The following is a 17,822-nucleotide window of genomic DNA, read 5'->3' as shown; positions in this document are numbered from 1 at the left end:
GGCGGACTCTCCCGGGTCCCGCGGCTCGGAGGTGGCTACCTAGGTGAGGGCGTCCGGGTGGTCCTTGAGGAACTGGTCGATGGTGGAGGAGTCGACCAGCACACCCGGGACGTCGATCGTCTTCGGCTGCCACGAGTCGCCCGCCGACTGCGAGTCGAGCACCGCCTGGAACAGCTCCTTGCCCTCGGTGTATCCGTCCTGCCAGATGATCTGCGTCATCGTGCCGTCCTTCACCGCCTGCAGCGCGTTGGGGGCGCCGTTGATGGAGTAGACCTTCACGTCGTCGCGCCCGGCCTGCTTGAGGGCGGCGATGGCGCCCATGCCGGGCTCGTCCCAGGCTCCCCAGACGGCGTACGGGGTGCCGTCCTTCGGGTGGCTCGCGAGCCACGCCGCGGTGAACGCGGTGCCGTCCTCGACCTGGCCGGGGATGGCGACCTCGTTGGCCGTGATCGAGATGTCGGGCTCGTCCTTCATCGCGTCGTCGAAGGCGATCCCTCGATACAGGCACAGCACGCCGGTGTGGTAGGTGAGCGCGAGCACGTCGCCCTTGTTCCCGAAGTCCTCGAGCATGGCGTTCACCGAGTCCTCGCCGACCTTCTGCGCGCTGGTGGTCGCGACGATGCCGTCGACGAGCTCGCCGCCCCAGCTGACGACGGGGATGTTCGCCGCGATGGCCGACTGCAGCCCCGCGCCGATCGAGGTGGAGGCGAAGGCCGAGACGAGGATGGCGTCCACCTTCTGGGTGGTCGAGAACGCCGTCATGGCCGCGTTGGCCTTGTCGGGCGAGCCCTGGGTGTCGGTCACGGTGACCGTCCACCCCGCCGCTTCGGCCGCCTCCGTCGCGCCGTTGATGACGGCCGCGTTGAGCGCGTCGGTGGCGACGAGCGCCACGATGCCGAGCGTCTTCTGGCCGGAGCCGCTGGTGGATCCGGCGGACGTGCCGGGGTCGCTGCAGCCCGACAGGGCGAGCGCTGCTGCCGCGACGAGCGCGGTCAGGGCATACCTCTTCTTCATGGTCACACCTCTCTGTGTGATGGTCAGGTCGGATCGGACTACTTGACGGAGTCCGGGTGGTCCTTGATGAACTGCTCGACGTTGCTCGAGTCGACGACGACGCCATCGATCTTGATCGTCTGCGGCTCCGCGCCGTCGGGGTTCGCCCGGTAGTCGAGGATCGCCTGGGCCAGGGCTGCGCCCTCGTCCTCGCTCGGCTGCCAGACCACCGAGGTGACCTTCCCCTCCTGCACGTCGAGGATGCCGGGGGCGCTGCCGTTGGTGGAGAACGTCTTGACGTCGGTGCGGCCGGCCTGGTCGAGGGCCGAGATGATGCCCTCCATCGGCTCGTCCCAGCACGTCCAGATGCCGTAGTTCCCCTGGCCTGCGGGGTGGCTGGCCAGCCAGGACGTGGTGAAGTTGGCGGCCGACTGCTGCTGTCCGGGGACGACGACCTCGTTGTAGGTGATGTTGAGGCCGGGCACCTCGGCGACCGCCGCATCGAACTCGTTCTGGTGGTCGAGGCAGAGCTTGCTGGGGTGGAAGGTGAGTGCGAGCAGGTCGCCCGAGTCGCCCATGTCCTTCACCAGGGCCTCGGCGGAGGCCTTGCCGACCGCCTCGTTGCTGGTGGTGGCGATGACGCCGTCGGCGAGCCCGCCGCCCCAGCTCGCCACGGGAACCCCGGCCGACTGCGCCGAGGCCAGCCCCGCGCCGAGCGCGGTCGAGGCGTAGACGAGCGTGAGGATGCCGCCGACGCCCTGCGTGGCGAAGCTCGACATGGCGGCGTTCGCCTGGTCGGCGTTGCCCTGTGTGTCGACCACGTTGACGGTCCAGCCGTTCTTCTCGGCCACCTCCGTGGCTCCGCGGATGGCCTGCTGGTTGATGGCGTTCGTGCCGATGTAGGCCACGATGCCGAGGGTCTTGTCGGCGGAGCCCCCGCCGGAGGTGGAGCCGGCGTCGCCGCCGGAGGAACAGGCGGCGAGACTCACAGCCGCCACGGCCACCAGGGCCGCCATTGCCAATCGCTTCATTGCGTTCGCGCTTCCGTCGTTCGTTGACTGTGTGGTGATTGCGGTGCATCAGGCCGGTGTTATGTCGGACTGTATGACAATCTGGAGGCAGTCTTGACCACGTGGGAACGGGATGTCAAGTACCGATTCGGCAACAGAACGGCAAGAATCAGGGAATCTCGCGGCCGACCGGCCGATCCGAAGAGGCCGCTTGACAAGATTTGTATGACAATCCTACAGTCGGACGAGCAAGCTCTCAGGGTACGCAACGAAGGAGTTCGAAATGCCCTCAACCGTCGATGCCGCCGACTCGTCCCGCGAAGCCGTCGACTCATCGTCCGGCCCGTCCGTGTGGCAGGTCAAGTACGGCGAGCGTGTCGTCCGCATGAGCGACGTCTTCCACGACTACGCGCAGTACGGGCGGCCCGATGCCGACCTCGACATGGACTACAACTTCTGGGTGGTGCGGTCGAACGGCAGCATCATCCTGGTCGACACCGGCTACGACATCCCGAAGCGCGACTGGCTGGGTGAGATCAGCGTCACGCCCACGCCCGAGGGTCTCGAGCTCGTCGGGATCGACCCGGCGGACGTCGACATGGTCATCACGAGCCACTTCCACTACGACCACATCGGCTACCTCGGCCTCTTCACCCGGGCGCAGGTCGTCTCGGGCAAGAAGGAGTACGACTACTGGTTCGGCAAGCGTTCGGCGGATGCGCTGGACGGCGAGTTCACGACGGCCGAGGACCTCGCCGTGGTCGAGAAGGCGGAGCAGGAGGGCCGGCTGAGGCTCATCGACGAGGAGACCGAGGTCTTCCCCGGCATCACCGTCTACCCGATCGGCGGACACTGCCCCGGGGAGCTGCTCACGCGCATCCGCACCGCGTCGGGGTCGATGATCCTCACGGTCGACGCCGCGCACTTCTACGAGCAGATCGAGAACGAGTGGCCGTTCTTCGCCTTCACCGACCTGCAGGAGATGAAGGACGGACTGGCGTTCATCAACCGGCTCGCGCGCGAGACGAGCTCGACGATCATCCCAGGCCACGACGCCCGCGTCCGCGACCGCTTCCCCGCGGCGCCGGGCGAGGCGGGTCGCGTGGCGACGGTGCTCGCGTGACCCAGCTCTACGAGGTGACCATCGCTCGCTACGGCACCCGGGTGGGCCGGCGCAGCGAGGTCTACCTCAACCATCAGCTGTACCACGAGGATGACGCCCCGATCGGGATGGACTACTTCGTCTGGGTGGTGCGCGGGGGCGGTCGCACGATCGTGGTCGACACCGGCTACTCGGCGGCGGGCGGGGAGCGCCGCGCGCGCACCATGCTGAACGAGCCGCCGACGCTGTTCGCGTCGCTCGGCGTGCATCCGGCGGACGCGCCCACCGTCGTCATCACACACGCCCACTACGACCACATCGGCAACCTGGATCACTTCGGCTCGTCCCGCATCGTCATCGCACAGGCGGAGCTCGACTTCTGGGGCTCCACGCACGCTCAGCGGGTGCAGTTCCACCACTCGGTGGAGGACGTCGAGCTCGCGGCGCTGTTCGCCGCGGTCGACGAGGGTCGCGTCGACGCCTTCGAGGACGCGGTCGAGGTCGCGCCCGGCGTCGACGTGATCCGTCTCGGCGGGCACACACCGGGACAGTCGGTCGTGCGCGTGCCGACGAGCGCCGGCGTGGTGCTGCTCGCGAGCGACGCCATCCACTACTACGAGGAGTACGAGCGCGACATGCCCTTCAGCTCCGTCGCCGAGCTCGTGCAGATGTACGAGGGATTCGACCGCATCCGCGCCATGCTCGACGGAGGCGAGGTCGACCACCTCGTCTCGGGGCACGACCCCGCCACGCTCGACCGCTTCCGGCCGCTCGGCCGCAGCGACTCGGAGCACGTGGTGACGCTGGGGGCGCTCAGCGACGCCGTACCCGCATCCGCCGTACCCGCATCCACCGTGACCGCCGACTCCACCGCCTCGGCGGTGAGCGCATGAGCGGGCGCTTCGACGGCCTGGTCGCCGTCGTCACGGGCGCCGGCGGCGGATTGGGACGCGCCTCCGCCCACCGGCTCGCCTCGGAGGGCGCGCACATCGTCGCCGTCGACATCGACCTCGACGCGGCCCAGGCCGTCGCCGACGGACTGCCGACCGAGTCGATCGCGGTGCGCGCCGACGTGTCGACCGAGTCGGACGTCGACGCCTACGTCGACGCCGCCCTCGAACGCTTCGGCCACCTCGACCTCCACCACCTCAACGCCGGCATCTTCGGAACCTTCACCCCGATCCCCGACCTCACGGTCGACGAGTTCGACCGGGTGATGGCGGTGAACGTGCGCGGGCAGTTCCTCGGACTGCGGGCGGCGTTCCGTCAGTACGCCGCGCAGGGGAGCGGCGGGGCGATCGTGATCACCGCGTCGATCGGCAGCCTCACGGGCAGCGCCGACCTGCTCGCCTACCAGACCTCCAAGCACGCGGTCACGGGGCTGGTGCACGGTGCGGCCGTGTACGGCGGGCCCCTCGGCATCCGCGTCAACGCCGTGGCCCCGGGGATCGTGCCCACCGACCTGTTCGCCGCCGCGGCGAGCACCACGGGCGGGAAGAACGACATGGAGACCCGCGCTTCGACGACACCGCTGCGTCGAGCGGGTCGCGCGGAGGAGATCGCCGCCGTCGCGGCGTTCCTCCTCAGCGACGACTCCGCCTACGTGACCGGCCAGCTCGTCTCGGCCGACGGCGGCGCCACCGTGGTCAACACGGTGCGCCCGGCCGGCGGGGCCGGCGCCTGGGACGCTGCCGCCCACGACCGCGCCTTCTACGGCGACGACCCCCGACTCCCGCAGACCCCGCTCCCGCAGACCCCGCTCGGAAGGAACGACCAGTGAGCAACGACAGCCCCGACCCCGCAGGGACGGAGACGGAGACGCGCGTCGGCTTCATCGGCCTCGGCAACATGGGCGGCCGCATGACGCGCTGCATCGTCGACGCCGGCGTGCCCGTGCTGGGATTCGACGCCCGCGTCGAGAGCATCACCGCGGCAGGCGCGACACCCGCGCCCTCCGGCGGCGCGGTCGTCGACGGGTCGGATGCCGTGCTGCTGTCGCTGCCCGACAGTCGCGTCGTCGAGGCGGTGGTCTACGGCGACGACGGGCTCCTCTCCCACGTGCGGGAGGGACAGGTGGTCGTCGACCTCTCGACCTCGTCGCCCGACTCGACCCGGCGCATCCATGCCGACCTCGCCGCCCGCGGCGTGGAGTACCTCGACGCCGGCATCTCGGGCGGCGCCGCCGCGGCCGAGAAGGGCGCGCTCACCCTGATGGTGGGCGGGTCGCCGCAGGCGCTCGAGCGGGTGCAGCCCATCCTCGACCACATCGCGACGAACGTGTATCTCGTGGGTGACAGCGGCGCCGGCCACACCACGAAGCTGCTCAACAACTTCCTCAACGCGATCGCGCTGTCCGCGACCGCGGAGGTGATGGTGGCGGCGAAGAAGGCCGGACTCGACCTGCAGACCGTGCTCGACGTGTTCAACCAGTCGTCGGGCGTCAACTTCGCCACGCTCAACCGCTTCCCGAAGATCATCCACGGTGACTACCTCAAGGGTGGGCTCACGAACTCCCTCATGCTGAAGGACGTCGCCCTCTATGTGGAGCTCCTCGGGCGGCTCGGGGTGGCCAGCCTCAACTCCTCGGGGCCGGTCGCGAGCTTCGGTCTGGCCCGGGCTCTCGGGTATGCCGACGAGATCAGCAACACCGTCGTCGATGCGATCGGCGACGTCTCAGGCGGGGTGCGGCTGCACGACGCCGGGTCGACCAGCGAAGGAGACGCGCGATGATCCACATCCGACCCCACGAGCAGGCGGGCATCGCGGGCAAGCCCGGCTCGCAGTTCACCGGCGACGCCTTCCCCTACCTCACCATGCCCGCCACCGATGGTGTCACGATCAACTCGGTCGACTTCACCCCCGGGGCTCGGACGCACTGGCACACGCACGAGCGCGGCCAGATCATCCTGGTGGTCGCCGGGCGTGGACTCATCCAGAGCGAGGGCGGGCCCATCGAGGTGCTGCGTCAGGGCGACACCGTCTGGGTCCCGGCCGGCGAGCGCCACTGGCACGGCGCCGCGCCCGACTCGTTCCTCATCCACACCGCCATCTCCCTCGGCGTCACCGACTGGTCGAACCCGGTCGCCGACGAGGACTACCACGGCCCCGTCCGTTCAGAGGAGACCGCATCATGACCGACCGGGACAAGACCCGTGAGCAGCTCTTCGAGGAGGGCCTCGCGGTCCGACGCGAGGTGCTCGGAGCGGCGCACGTCGACGCCTCCCTCGGCGCGACGAGCGAGTTCTCGCGGCCCATCCAGGAGCTCGTCACCGAGTACTGCTGGGGCATCGTGTGGACGAGCGACGGGCTCGAGCGCAAGACCCGCAGCCTCATCAACATCGCGATGCTGACGGCGCTCAACCGCTCGCACGAGCTGGCCGTGCACGTCCGCGGCGCGCTCACGAACGGGGCGACCGAGGCGGAGATCCAGGAGGTGCTGCTGCAGACCGCGATCTACGTGGGTGTGCCGGCGGCGCTCGAGTCGTTCCGCATCGCCGACCGCGTCGTGAAGGAGCACCACAATGCCGGATGAGGCAGGCGCCGCATCGGGTTCGGCGTCGAGCCCGGCCACGGTCGGGTTCATCGGCCTCGGCAACATGGGGATCCCGATGGTGACGAATCTCGTCGCCGCCGGGTTCGACGTGGTCGCCTCCGATGTCTCGCCCGAAGCTCGGGCCCGGGCGGCCGACGCGGGTGCGTCGGCGGTCGACACGGCCCCCGAGGTCGCCGCCGCCGCGAGCACAGTCATCCTCATGCTCCCGAACTCGCAGATCGTGAAGTCGGTGGTCGACTCGATCGTGGGATCGCTCGCGCCCGGCTCGCTCATCGTCGACATGAGCTCGTCCGAGCCGCTGCGCACTCGGGAGCTGGCCGAGCAACTGGCGACCCGCCGCATCCGCATGATCGACGCGCCCGTCTCGGGTGGGGTCGGCGGGGCCGTGGCCGGGAAGCTCACGATCATGGTGGGCGGCTCGTCCGCCGACGTCGCCTCGGCCACGCCGGTGCTCGCCGCGATGGGCCGCGTCGTGTCCGCCGGTCCGATCGGCGCCGGTCACGCGATCAAGGCGCTCAACAACCTGCTCTCGGCGACGCACCTGTGGATCACCGCCGAGGCGATGACCGCGGGCGAGCGCTTCGGCCTCGACCCCGCCGTCATGCTCGAGGTGTTCAACTCGTCCAGCGGACGCAGCGGCTCGACCGAGAACAAGTTCCCGAACTTCGTGCTCACCGAGCGCTACGACTCGGGGTTCGGGCTGCGGCTCATGCTCAAGGACATGCGGATCGCTACCGAGCTGGCGTCGCAGGTCGGTGTGCCGAGCGTCCTCGGAGAGGACGCCGTCGCACTCTGGGCGGAGGCCGCCGACGAGCTCGATCCCGCTGCCGACCACACCCGCGTCGCGCAGTACGTGGCGACCGTCGAGAGGGGTGTCGCAGCGACGTAGCATTGACGATCGTATGACCGTAGAACGAAACGTGTAGACGGGCAGGTGAGATGACACCGACGAACTCGCTCGCAGAGTCGTGGACAGTCGGCCCCATGGGCCGGGTCTCCGCACCGCTGCGGGAGCAGGTGATCGCCGCGCTGAGGCAGGCGATCCTCGACTTCCAGCTCAAGCCTGGCCAGCGCCTGGTCGAGCGGGAGCTCATCGAGCAGCTCGGCGTCTCGCGCACCACCATCCGCGAGGCGCTCCGCGAGCTGACGAGCGAGGGTCTCGTCACCGTGGTGCCGCAGCGCGGCGCGATGGTGAGCGCACCGTCCCTGGCCGATGCGGTCGACCTCTACGAGGTGCGTGCGTCGCTCGAGTCGCTGGTGGTCCAGCGATTCGTGGAGCGTGCCACCGACGACGAGGTCGCCGCCCTCCGCCAGACCGTCGAGGACCTCGCCGTCGTGAGCGACAACTCTCACGACATCCGCGAGATCCTGCAGGCGAAGGACCGCTTCTACACGGTGCTCATCGCGGGAGCGCGGAGCGCTGCGCTGCAGCAGCTGCTCGAGGGCATCCAGGCGCGCGTGCAGGTGCTGCGGGCGACCTCCCTCTCGGAGGCCGGCCGTGCGCTCGAGGTGGTGCGCGAGCTGCGCGCCGTCGTCGCCGCGATCGCCGAGCGCGACGCGGAGCTCGCCTCGCGACTCTGTGCCGAGCATGTGCGGAAGGCGTCGGTCACCGCGCTGCACAGCCTGCGGGAGTCGGAGGGGGAGTAGCCCCGCCGTTCCTTTCCTCACCCGGTCATCCGGTCGTCTCCATCAGGACCATTCAACGAAGGAGATGACATGGCACTCACTGCCGAACAGCAGCAACTGAAGGACGAGTTCATCGCGGTGCGCGGCACCTGGGGTGACTCGTGGGAGGCGATCCTCAAGCTCGATCCCGGATTCCTCAAGGCGTACCTCGAGTTCTCGGCGGTGCCCTGGCGCAAGAACCACTTGGACGACAAGACCAAGGAGTTCATGTACATCGCGATCGACGCGGCCGCGACGCACCTCTACGAGCCCGGGATCCGCCAGCACATCAAGGCGGCGCTCGCCCTCGGGGCGACGAAGCAGGAGATCATGGAGGTGCTCGAGTGCACCGCCACACTCGGCATCCACGCGATGAACATCGGGGTGCCGATCCTCGTGGAGGTGCTCGAGGAGAAGGGTCTGCGCACGGGGCCCGCCGAGCTCACCGCCTACCAGGAGGAGGTGAAGGCCGAGTTCACCCGCAGCCGCGGGTACTGGCACTCGTTCTGGGACGAGATGCTCGAGCTCGACCCCGAGATCTTCGCCACCTACACCGACTTCTCGTCGGTGCCGTGGCGCACGGGCACCCTCTCGCCGAAGGTGCGCGAATTCATCTACATCGCGTTCGACACCGCCGCCACGCACCTCTACGTCAAGGGCCTCAAGCTCCACATCGAGAACGCGATCGGCTACGGCGCCACTCCGCAGGAGATCCTCGAGGTGATGGAGATCGCCTCGGTGATCGGCATCCACGCGGTGACGACGGCGGCCCCCATCCTCTTGGAGGAGGCGGGCGAGTAGCGGCGTCTGCGCGCGAGGTCCAGATGCGGAGATGACACTCGTGGCGACCTCGCTCAAGAGCAGGTCGCCACGAGTGTCAGATCCGCGCCTCGTCGTCAGGGGAGGACGACGACCTTGCCGCGTAGGGTGCCCGCGGCGGCTTCGGCGTGCACCGACGCGAGGTCGGCGAGCGCGACGCGGCGGGTGGGCGCGAGGGTCAGCTCGCCCGCGTCGATGAGCTCGACGAGCTGGGTGAGCTGCGCGGCGTCCGAGCGGACGAACTCGGTGATCCCTCGCACACCGCGCGCCTCGTCGGACGGGGCGGGCAGCCACGCGGTCGTCGTGACGATCGCGCCGCCGTCGCGGACCAGGCCGAGGTACGCCGCCATCTCCTCCGGCGACGACGGGGCGAGGTTGTAGACCACGTCCACCTGCTCGCCGACGGCGGACACCACATCCGTCGTCGTGTGGTCGATCACCTCGGCGGCCCCCGCGGCGGCGACCGCGTCGCGGCTGGACGGGCTCGCCGTCGCGATGACGTGCGCCCCCGCCCGGGCGGCGAGCTGCACCGCGTAGTGCCCGACGGTCCCGCCGGCGCCCGTGATGAGGATGCGCTGCCCCGCCGTGAGGCCTGCGTGGTCGAAGAGACCCTGGTACGCGGTGAGCGCCACCGAGGGCAGCCCCGCCGCGTCGGCGAGGTCGATGCTGCTGGGCGCGTCGACCAGGGCGGATGCGGGTGCCGCGACGTACTCAGCGGCAGCGCCATCCGCATCCATCGGGAGGAAGCCGATGACGGGGCGGCCGCCGACGGTGCCCGCGACGTCGTAGCCGGGGATGTGGGGGAGGGCGATCGGGATCGCCTTGAGGTTGCCCGCGCGGATCGAGTTGTCGGCGGGATTGAACGCGGATGCGGTCACCGCGACCAGGGTCTGGCCCTCGCCGGGGGTGGGCTGCTCGACGTCCTCGTACTGGAGGACCTCGGGGGCGCCGAACTCGTGGAAACGCATTGCCTTCATGGTCGTACTCGCTCTCTCGTCTGTCTGGGGTGTCGGTCTGTGAATCCTTGTGCTTCGAGTTCGAAGCAATGAGATGACGATAGCACTGCTTCGATATCGAAGCAAGTAGTCCGATATCGAAGCAGGTACGATCGGACGCATGACCTCCGACGACCGCCCCCGCGTCCTCGACGCCGTCGAGCTGGGTGCCTACCTCACGCTCATCGAGGTGACCGCCCTCATCCGGCACGCGGTCGAGCAGCAGCTGCGCGAGGCGGGCGACCTCAGCTACGTGCAGTTCCAGCTGCTCGCCACGCTCGGCGACTCACCCGACGGCAGTCGGCGGATGACCGAGCTCGCCGACGGCGTCGTCTACAGCCGCAGCGGCCTCACCCACCAGGCCGGTGTGCTCGAGGCGGCGGGTCTCGTGACGCGGGCGCCGTCGCCCGAGGACGAGCGCGGCGTCACTGTCACGATCACCCCCGCGGGGCGCGAGCGCCTCGCCGCCGTCTTCCCGGGCCACATCGAGGTCGTCGACCGCCTGCTCCTCGACCCCCTCGGCCACGACGGCGCCGCCACGCTCGGCGCGCTCCTCGGCCCCGTGCGCGACCACATCCGTGCCGCCCCGCCCCGCTCGGCAGCCGCGCGCCGCCGTCGCGTCTGAGCCCGCCCCCCCCGCTCGCGCGCACGCCGTGGGCTGGGGTGGTTTTGCCAGTTGTGGTGGGCTGGGCGCGGGCGAAGTCGCAACGAGTGCCGGATCCGCGCTCCATTGCGCGCGGGGTGGGGCCCGTTGGCGCCGGCGTTCCCGCGCAGGGTGGATCTGACGGTCATGGTGGGCTGCGCGAGGGCCAGGCCGCCACGAGTGTCAGATCCGCGCCCCACCGCGGGCGGGGGTAGGGCCCGTTGGGGCTGGCGTTCCCACGCAGGGTGATCTGACGGTCATGGTGGGCTGCGCGAGGGCAAGGCCGCCACGAGTGTCAGATCCGGGCCCCACCGCGGGCGGGGTGGGGCCCGTTGGGGCTGGCGTTCCCGCGCAGGGGCCCGGTCAGCGTGGGAGGACGTGCGTGCCCGCGCGGGGCCGCCGATAGGCGCGCCGAGAGGGGCCACGCGGAGGGGCGGGGCGGGTTGCGCCCGCCGGACGCGGCGAGGAGGCCCCTGAGGCCTCCCGACGACGCTCCGGGGACGCAACCCGCAGCAGGATCGGCGCGGAGCGCATCCGGTCCGGGGCGCCGCGAGTGTCCCCGACGTGGACAGGGGCTGGATCTGACACTCGTGGCGGGCTCGGGGTGGGCGGAGTCGCCACGAGTGTCACATCCGCGAACCCGGTGCCGGGCGCGTCGGCGCCGCGCCGCGGGTCAGCGGGCGCGCGAGCCGCGGAAGGCGCGCAAGGCGAGCGCACCCGCGCCCAGAAGCACCACCGCGAGGAGCACGTACGGCGCGGAGTCGCCGCCCGTGGCCGCGAGGGCGGCAGGGCGCACGCCCGCGGCATCCGGCGAAGGTACAGGCACAGGCACCGGCACAGGAGCGGGCGCCGGGGAGAGCGTGGTGAGCAGCGCCGTCGCATCCGCGAGCCCGGCCCCCACGAAGCGAGCGCGGTCGACGTCGGCGGGCAGCGTGCTGGCGTACCCGTCGGGCCGGGCGGATGCGGTGAGCGCCGCCGTGAGCTCGGCTACCCCGGTGTCGGGCGCGTGCTGCAGCGCGAGCGCGAGCACACCCGCGATCGAGGGTGCCGCGGCCGACGTGCCGCGGAAGACCGACCCGCTGCCGAGCACGAACGAGATCGGGATCGCGTCGACTCCGGCGACGGTCGGCCCGGTCACCGTGATCGGCTCGGGTACGCCGAGGGCGGTGAGCGCCGGCCCGCCGGAGGAGAAGGTCTCGAGCTGCAGGGTCGTGCTGTCGACCGCGGCGACGCGGATCGCGGTCGGCTCGGCGCTGTGGCCGAGCATCGAGCCACCCACGGAGACGTCGCCGACCGTCTGGTAGTGCTCGAGGTCGAGCAGCACCCGGTCGCGCCCGCCGGGGATGAGCAGCTGCTGCAGCACCCACTGGATCGCGGGTGTGCCGGCGGTATCGGGATTCGTGCGCACGATGCTCACCTCGACGTCGGCGGCCGCGTTCTCGTCGGGGTTGAAGAGACCCGCGGCGATGAATGCCGAGTCCGCGTCGGGGGCGGGCACCACCCTGACCGTGCCGTCGGCGAACGTGAGCACGTAGTCGAGGTGCGTGATGACCGCGCCGTCCGGCTCGGCCCAGCCGAGCTGCCCCGCCATGGCCCCGTTCGCGGGCAGGGCGACGCGCATCGTGGGGTCGGCCGCCGATCCGGGATCGAAGTCGAGGCAGTCGACGTCCTGCCCCGGATACTGCGCCGCGACCGCGTCGTTGCAGGCGGTGGGCTCGTAGCGCGGCGTCGACCATCCGCCGATCGGATACCCGGCGCTCGGGTATCCCTCTGCGCCGAGCACGGTCCAGTTGCCGGTCGCGGTGACGTAGGCGACCCCGGCGTCGACCGCCGCCTGGATGGCGTCGCCGGCGGCGCTGCGCTGCAGGACGCGCTCGTCCTCGCCCTGGACGTCGTCGACGATGACGTCGACGCCCTGTGCCACGAGCAGCTCGATCGCCCGGGCGATGCCGGCGCTGCCGCTCCCGCCCGCCGAGGCGAAGTAGAGCGCCGCGCCGGGCGCGATGCCGTGCACGACCTGCGCCATGGCTCGGCCCTCGTCGTCTTGTGCGCGCTCCGACTCGAGCACCACCGTCACCGGCGTCTCGTATCCGCACGGGTTGCCTGGGCCGGGCAGGGCGCCGCTGGCCACGTCGTCGGAGGCGGTGGGCTGGACACCCGTGTCGAACGAGCCCGAGATGACGCCGACCTTCACCCCCGTGCCGTCGACGCCGAAGAGCGCACGCGCCTCGTCGGCGCCGAGCGCGCCGCTAGCGACGGAGGGGCTGCATGCGGCCGCGGCCGCGGCGTCCGCGACGGGCGCGCCCGTGCTCACGTCGCTCGGACCGGCTGCGGGTCGTGCGGTGCCGTCGCCGGGCACGGCCACTTCCGCCTGCGACCACTCCGGCGGCACGTTCTCGGCGTGCGCCGGCACGGTCGTGCCGAGCACACACGCGGCGGCCAGCACCCCCACCACGACGAACCTCTTCAGCGGTGTCATCCTGTCCCCATCCATGGCCACACCGTATCGGTCGGGGCGGACATCGTGCCGCCCACGGGAGCATTACCGCTCACGGCTGCTCTGCAGGATCGGCTCAGTCGTCGTCGCTCGACACGAGGCGCGTGCGGATCGACAGCAGCTCGAACTCCGGCCGCTCGGCGAGGAAGCGCTCCACCCCGTCGAGCACCTCGCGCACGTGCCCCGCATCCGCCGCCACGCAGCTCACCCCGACGCCCGCCCGCCGGTGCAGGTCGAGGTGCCCTGTCTCGGCCACAGCCACACTGAACCGCCGCCCGAGCTCGGCGACGAGCGGGCGCACGTATCCGCGCTTCTCCTTCAGCGAGTGCACGTCGCCGAGCAGGAGGTCGGCCTCCAGCCATCCGATCCACATGCCGCGCATCCTCTCACGCACCCCGGGCAGCCGCGTGATCGATCCCGACCGGATGCCGCCACGCGGATGCGCGGCCTGCCAGGATGGAGGACGTGCTGACCGACCTCCCCCTCGAGCAGCTGTGGCAGTACCGCAGCGCGCAGACCACGCCCGACGACTTCGACACGTTCTGGGCAGACACCCTCGCCGAGTCTCGCGCCGCGGCGCCGGCCTCGATCGAGCTGGTGCGTGTCGAGCCGGAGCTGGCGTCGGTCGAGCTCTACGACGTGACGTTCCCCGGTTTCGCGGGCCAGCCGATCAAGGGCTGGCTGCGCGTGCCCGCCGGAGCGAGCGGCCCGCTGCCGACGATCGTGCAGTACATCGGCTACGGCGGCGGGCGGGGTCGCGCGTGGGAGAACCTCCTCTGGGCCTCGGCCGGGTTCGTGCACCTGCAGATGGACACCCGCGGACAGGGCGCCGCCTGGTCGGCAGGCGCGACCGGTGACGACCTCGGTCCCGCCGCAGCCGGCCCCCAGATCGCGGGTGTGATGACGCGTGGCGTTGACGCGCCCGAGGACTACTACTACCGGCGACTGATGACGGATGCGGTGCGCGCGGTCGACGCCGTCCGCACGCTCGACATCGTGGACGAGTCGCGGATCGCCGTGCTCGGAACGAGCCAGGGTGGGGGACTGGCGCTCGCGGTCGCGGGGCTGCGCGACGACATCGCGGCGGTCGCCGCGAACGTGCCCTTCCTGTCCGACTTCCCGCGGGCGATCGTGATCACCGACGCGCGTCCGTACCACGAGATCACGGAGTACCTCGCGGTGCACCGTGAGAAGACCGACCAGGTGCTGCGCACTCTGTCGTACCACGACGCGGTGTCGTTCTCGGCGCGCGCCTCCGCGCCGGCGCGATTCTCGGTGGCGCTGATGGATGTGGTCACGCCGCCGTCGACGGTGTTCGGGGCCTTCCACAGCTACGCCGGCGAGAAGGACCTCCGCGTGTGGCCGTACAACGGCCACGAGTCAGGCCAGGCCGACGAGGAGGCCGAGATGCTCGCCTTCCTCCGCACTCGCCTCGCCTGAGCCGCGCATGCCGCGCATGCCGCGCATGCCGCGCATACCCGGCGCCCGGCGCGCGGGCGGGCGCGGTCAGAACCGCAGGTACACCGGATCCTGGAAGACGGAGGGCGTCACGCGGACCAGCGGATCCGAGCCCTCGGGGATGAGGAACGCCACCGACAGCACCCGCGACTCGCCCGCGGGCAGCAGGCTGGTGTCGTCGAGCACGTACCGCGGGAGGTCGATGCCGAGGTCCTCGTCGTCGGGCGACACCATGGCGGTGACGATCTCGGCCGGATATGCCGAGGCCTCGCCCTTGTTGGTGATGGAGTAGGTCATCACGACCCACCGCTGCCCCGGCTCGGCGGTCTCGAAGTAGTTGCCGGATGCATCCATCTCCGACGCCACGACGCCGGAGTCGGTCTCGACGTCCAGGATCGTGTACGTCCAGTCCTCCAGCTCGATCGGGCTGCCGAGGGGCAGCGGATCGCTGATGCTCCCGAGGGTGGACTGCTGCTCGCTGATCGGCGATTCGACGGGAGCGGCGTTGTCGCTGATCGCCATGAGCCCCCAGAACACGCCGGAGGACAGCGCTCCGGCCATGGAGAGCGAGAGGCTCGCGATGGCGAGGCCCTTCTTCTGCCCGCGGAGCGCCAGGGCGACGACCGACAGCACGACACTGATCCCGAGCAGCAGCCATCCGATGAAGTTCACGTCCGGCAGGAAGGCCGTCGGCGCGCCCACGACTGCGAGCAGCAGCGCCACCAGGGCGAGGACGTTGAAACCGGATGCGGGCGGTGGCGTCGGCGGGCCGGGGCAGGGGTACCCGGGCGGCGGGGCGGGCTGTCCTGGCTGCCCGTACGGCGGGGGTGTGTACTGTCCGGGCTGACTCGGGTGCCCGTACGGCGGCGTCGGCTGCCCCGGGTGCCCGTACGCGGGTGGTCCGGGGCGCTCGGGCTGACTCGGGACGCCCTGCTCGCCCACCGGAATGTTCTCGGCCTGCCCGGATGCGGGCTCGGGCACCGGACCCGGCTGAGGGGCCGTCCCCCACGGCTGCTGACTCATGCCCACGAGCCTGCCACAACCAGTGGCGACCCCCCAGCAGACGATCTCATCCTCGCCCGTCGGCCCGTCGGCCCGTCGGCCCGTCGCCCGTCCGCCCGTCCGCTGGCCCGTCGGAAATGACAGTCGTGGTGGCCTTCCGCCGTCGAAGGCCGCTACGACTGTCACATCCGCGCCCGAGGGGCCGGGGGTGCTCGCGGCGCGGAGCCCGCGGGGACGACGTCGGGCCGCGTTTCTGACAGTCGTGGTGCCCTCCCGCAGTCAGAGCCCACCACGACTGTCAGATCCGCGCCCGAAGAGCGTGAGGCGCCCGGGTGCGGCGCCCGCGAGGGACGGCGTCGGGTCGACGGAATTGCCAGTCGTGGTGGCCTCCCGCCGTCGTAGCCCGCCACGACTGTCACATCCGCGCCCGCCGCATCCGCCCCGCCCGCTGAGCCTGAGAGACCGCCGGCGGGGAGTCCTCACCCCGCGGCGCTCACGACCGCACGGGCGGGGCGCACCTCCTCGATGGTGCGCATCCGCCGGACGGGGGAGAGGAGCACGGGCAGCGTCGCGACCGCCATGAGCGCCGTGCCGAGGAGCGCGGCGACCCACTCGCCCGCCAGGACGACGAGCCCACCGCCGGCGAGCGCGCCGATCGACAGCGCTCCCCAGGAGACGAGGCGGTAGGCGGCGTTGGCTCGTCCCCGCAGGTCGGGCGTGACCGCGAGCTGGCGGAGGCTGACCGCCTGGGAGTTGGCCACCCCGCATCCGGCGCCCGACACGAGCATGCCCAGTGTCAGCACCACCACGACCACGGTGAGGCCCGGCCCGGCAAGAGCGCGGGCCACCGCATCCGCTGCGGATCCGCCCCCGAACACCGCCCCCACGCCACCCGCGGCCGCGACGAGCGCGCACGTCCCCGCGATCGCGACGAGCGGCGCGGCGTTTCCGGCGAGCATCGATCCGATCAGCGATCTCCCGTATCCGAACCGCGCGGTGAGCCGTCGGCTCAGCGCGGCGCCGATGAAGGCGCCCGCCCCGCCCGCCATGAGCACGAGTCCGAGGATGCCCGGCCCGAGCCCCAGCGTCCGCAGCACCAGCAGCGAGAGCGCGAGCATGAACACCTCGTTGCCGAGGTTCCAGAGCGTCGCCTCGCCGACGAGCGCCCGCAGCACCCGATGCCGTGCGATCACCGCCATGCCCGCCCGCGCCTCGCGCACGGCGGATGCGCGTTGCCCTACCGCACCGCCCGCGCCGCCCGCCGCCCCGCCCGCGGTGCCCGCTGCCATCGCCCGCCCCTCCCTGACCGCCGATGCTCGTTTCTCGCCCCTCGCCGAGTTGCGCGAAAACGCCCTTCCCTCGCCCCGGGGAGGGCGCCTTCTCGCCGTTCGCTGCCGACCTTCCTCACCCTCCCGATGCCCGCCCTCGCCCCGGCTCGCCCGCGCCCCGCGCCCCGGCACGGGCTCCTCCACCCGCACTGACGCGATGAGCACCCCCGACGCGAGGTACCCCACCGCGTTCACGATGAGCGCGAACGGCGCCGTCAGCACCTGCACGAGCGCCCCGCCCGCGCCCGCCCCGGCCACGCCGATCGCGGACTGCGCGGCCGTGATGCGCGCGTTCGCGTCGATGAGCTGCTGCTCCTCGACGACAAGCGGCACGAACGAGAACTCCGCGAGCATGTACAGCACGGTGAGCGAGCCGAGCGCGGCGGCGGCGGCGATGAGCAGCGGCACGGTCAGCCATCCGAGCAGCGCGAGGGCGCAGGCGACGGCGAGGAGGATGCCGCGGCCGAGATCCGCGATCACGAGCAGCGGACGCCGGCGCCGCCGGTCGACGACGACCCCGAGCCACAGCGTCAGCAGCAGGTACGGCACGAGGAGTGCTGCGCGCACGAGGGAAAGCTCGGTGGCGGACGCGCCCAGCGTCACGAGCGCGAGCACCGGCACCGCGAGCTCCCCGATCTCCGCGCCGAGCCCCGAGACCGCCCCTGCGGTCCACACCCGCCGGAACGACTTCGACCGCCATGCGCTGGTAACTGTCGTCATGCAGATGAAGGTTACTGCGGCACCGTTGTTCCGCCAA

Annotated in this window: 18 protein-coding genes; 11 read left to right on the top strand and 7 right to left on the bottom strand. The window is 71.4% G+C overall.

What is annotated here, in order from left to right; translation table 11 throughout:
* Positions 1-39 precede the first annotated feature (39 nt).
* Positions 40-1,014: a sugar ABC transporter substrate-binding protein gene (locus tag ACFJGV_RS08790; protein WP_378148394.1), complete on the bottom strand. Its 975-nt coding sequence runs from the start codon at positions 1,012-1,014 to the stop codon at positions 40-42.
* Positions 1,015-1,052: 38 nt separating this feature from the next.
* Positions 1,053-2,024, bottom strand: a complete 972-nt coding sequence (locus ACFJGV_RS08785; RefSeq protein WP_378148393.1) for a sugar ABC transporter substrate-binding protein — start codon at positions 2,022-2,024, stop codon at positions 1,053-1,055.
* Between the two features lie 262 nt (positions 2,025-2,286).
* On the opposite strand from ACFJGV_RS08785, the gene ACFJGV_RS08780 reads away from it, so the two are divergent.
* From ACFJGV_RS08780 to ACFJGV_RS08740, 9 genes are all read left to right on the top strand, one after another.
* Complete coding sequence (locus ACFJGV_RS08780; RefSeq protein ID WP_378148391.1) at positions 2,287-3,126, top strand: N-acyl homoserine lactonase family protein; 840 nt, start codon at positions 2,287-2,289, stop codon at positions 3,124-3,126.
* The gene (locus ACFJGV_RS08775; protein ID WP_378148390.1) at positions 3,123-3,998 is read left to right on the top strand and encodes an N-acyl homoserine lactonase family protein; all 876 of its coding nucleotides are present in this window, start codon (positions 3,123-3,125) and stop codon (positions 3,996-3,998) included. Before ACFJGV_RS08780 ends, ACFJGV_RS08775 begins: the two co-directional genes overlap by 4 nt.
* Entirely contained in the window at positions 3,995-4,885 is an 891-nt protein-coding gene (locus tag ACFJGV_RS08770) for an SDR family NAD(P)-dependent oxidoreductase (RefSeq protein WP_378148389.1), read from the top strand. The genes ACFJGV_RS08775 and ACFJGV_RS08770 overlap by 4 nt, the downstream gene beginning before the upstream one ends.
* Complete coding sequence (locus ACFJGV_RS08765; protein WP_378148388.1) at positions 4,882-5,835, top strand: NAD(P)-dependent oxidoreductase; 954 nt, start codon at positions 4,882-4,884, stop codon at positions 5,833-5,835. Before ACFJGV_RS08770 ends, ACFJGV_RS08765 begins: the two co-directional genes overlap by 4 nt.
* A complete protein-coding gene (locus ACFJGV_RS08760; RefSeq protein WP_378148387.1) occupies positions 5,832-6,239 on the top strand; it encodes a cupin domain-containing protein in 408 nt (135 codons plus the stop codon). Before ACFJGV_RS08765 ends, ACFJGV_RS08760 begins: the two co-directional genes overlap by 4 nt.
* Positions 6,236-6,637, top strand: coding sequence for a carboxymuconolactone decarboxylase family protein (locus tag ACFJGV_RS08755; protein ID WP_378148386.1), 402 nt, complete (start codon positions 6,236-6,238; stop codon positions 6,635-6,637). Before ACFJGV_RS08760 ends, ACFJGV_RS08755 begins: the two co-directional genes overlap by 4 nt.
* Positions 6,627-7,547, top strand: a complete 921-nt coding sequence (locus ACFJGV_RS08750; protein ID WP_378148385.1) for an NAD(P)-dependent oxidoreductase — start codon at positions 6,627-6,629, stop codon at positions 7,545-7,547. The genes ACFJGV_RS08755 and ACFJGV_RS08750 overlap by 11 nt, the downstream gene beginning before the upstream one ends.
* Before the next feature lie 95 nt (positions 7,548-7,642).
* Positions 7,643-8,305: a GntR family transcriptional regulator gene (locus ACFJGV_RS08745; protein ID WP_378148384.1), complete on the top strand. Its 663-nt coding sequence runs from the start codon at positions 7,643-7,645 to the stop codon at positions 8,303-8,305.
* A 69-nt stretch (positions 8,306-8,374) separates the two neighbouring features.
* Positions 8,375-9,124: a carboxymuconolactone decarboxylase family protein gene (locus ACFJGV_RS08740; RefSeq protein ID WP_378148382.1), complete on the top strand. Its 750-nt coding sequence runs from the start codon at positions 8,375-8,377 to the stop codon at positions 9,122-9,124.
* 95 nt (positions 9,125-9,219) lie between these two features.
* Here ACFJGV_RS08740 and ACFJGV_RS08735 read toward each other — a convergent pair whose 3' ends face one another.
* The gene (locus ACFJGV_RS08735; protein ID WP_378148380.1) at positions 9,220-10,119 is read right to left on the bottom strand and encodes an NADP-dependent oxidoreductase; all 900 of its coding nucleotides are present in this window, start codon (positions 10,117-10,119) and stop codon (positions 9,220-9,222) included.
* A gap of 139 nt (positions 10,120-10,258) precedes the next feature.
* On the opposite strand from ACFJGV_RS08735, the gene ACFJGV_RS08730 reads away from it, so the two are divergent.
* Positions 10,259-10,762: a MarR family winged helix-turn-helix transcriptional regulator gene (locus tag ACFJGV_RS08730; RefSeq protein ID WP_378148379.1), complete on the top strand. Its 504-nt coding sequence runs from the start codon at positions 10,259-10,261 to the stop codon at positions 10,760-10,762.
* Between the two features lie 691 nt (positions 10,763-11,453).
* Here ACFJGV_RS08730 and ACFJGV_RS08725 read toward each other — a convergent pair.
* A complete protein-coding gene (locus ACFJGV_RS08725; protein WP_378148377.1) occupies positions 11,454-13,274 on the bottom strand; it encodes a S8 family serine peptidase in 1,821 nt (606 codons plus the stop codon).
* Positions 13,275-13,353: 79 nt separating this feature from the next.
* Positions 13,354-13,650 carry a DUF503 domain-containing protein gene (locus ACFJGV_RS08720; protein ID WP_378148375.1) on the bottom strand — a complete coding sequence of 99 codons (297 nt, stop codon included), beginning with the start codon at positions 13,648-13,650 and terminating at the stop codon, positions 13,354-13,356.
* Between the two features lie 92 nt (positions 13,651-13,742).
* Here ACFJGV_RS08720 and ACFJGV_RS08715 point away from each other — a divergent pair, with 92 nt between their 5' ends.
* Positions 13,743-14,717 (top strand): acetylxylan esterase, encoded by a 975-nt coding sequence (locus ACFJGV_RS08715; protein WP_378148374.1) that lies wholly within the window; start codon positions 13,743-13,745, stop codon positions 14,715-14,717.
* 66 nt (positions 14,718-14,783) lie between these two features.
* On the opposite strand, the gene ACFJGV_RS08710 is transcribed toward ACFJGV_RS08715, so the two are convergent.
* Both ACFJGV_RS08710 and ACFJGV_RS08705 read right to left on the bottom strand, forming a co-directional pair.
* Positions 14,784-15,758 (bottom strand): hypothetical protein, encoded by a 975-nt coding sequence (locus ACFJGV_RS08710; RefSeq protein WP_378148372.1) that lies wholly within the window; start codon positions 15,756-15,758, stop codon positions 14,784-14,786.
* Between the two features lie 458 nt (positions 15,759-16,216).
* Positions 16,217-17,785, bottom strand: a complete 1,569-nt coding sequence (locus tag ACFJGV_RS08705) for an MFS transporter (RefSeq protein WP_378148371.1) — start codon at positions 17,783-17,785, stop codon at positions 16,217-16,219.
* Between the last annotated feature and the right edge of the window lie 37 nt (positions 17,786-17,822).

The organism is Cnuibacter sp. UC19_7 (assembly GCF_042699995.1).
Lineage (GTDB): Bacteria > Actinomycetota > Actinomycetes > Actinomycetales > Microbacteriaceae > Cnuibacter.
This window is presented reverse-complemented; position numbering and strand designations above follow the sequence as displayed.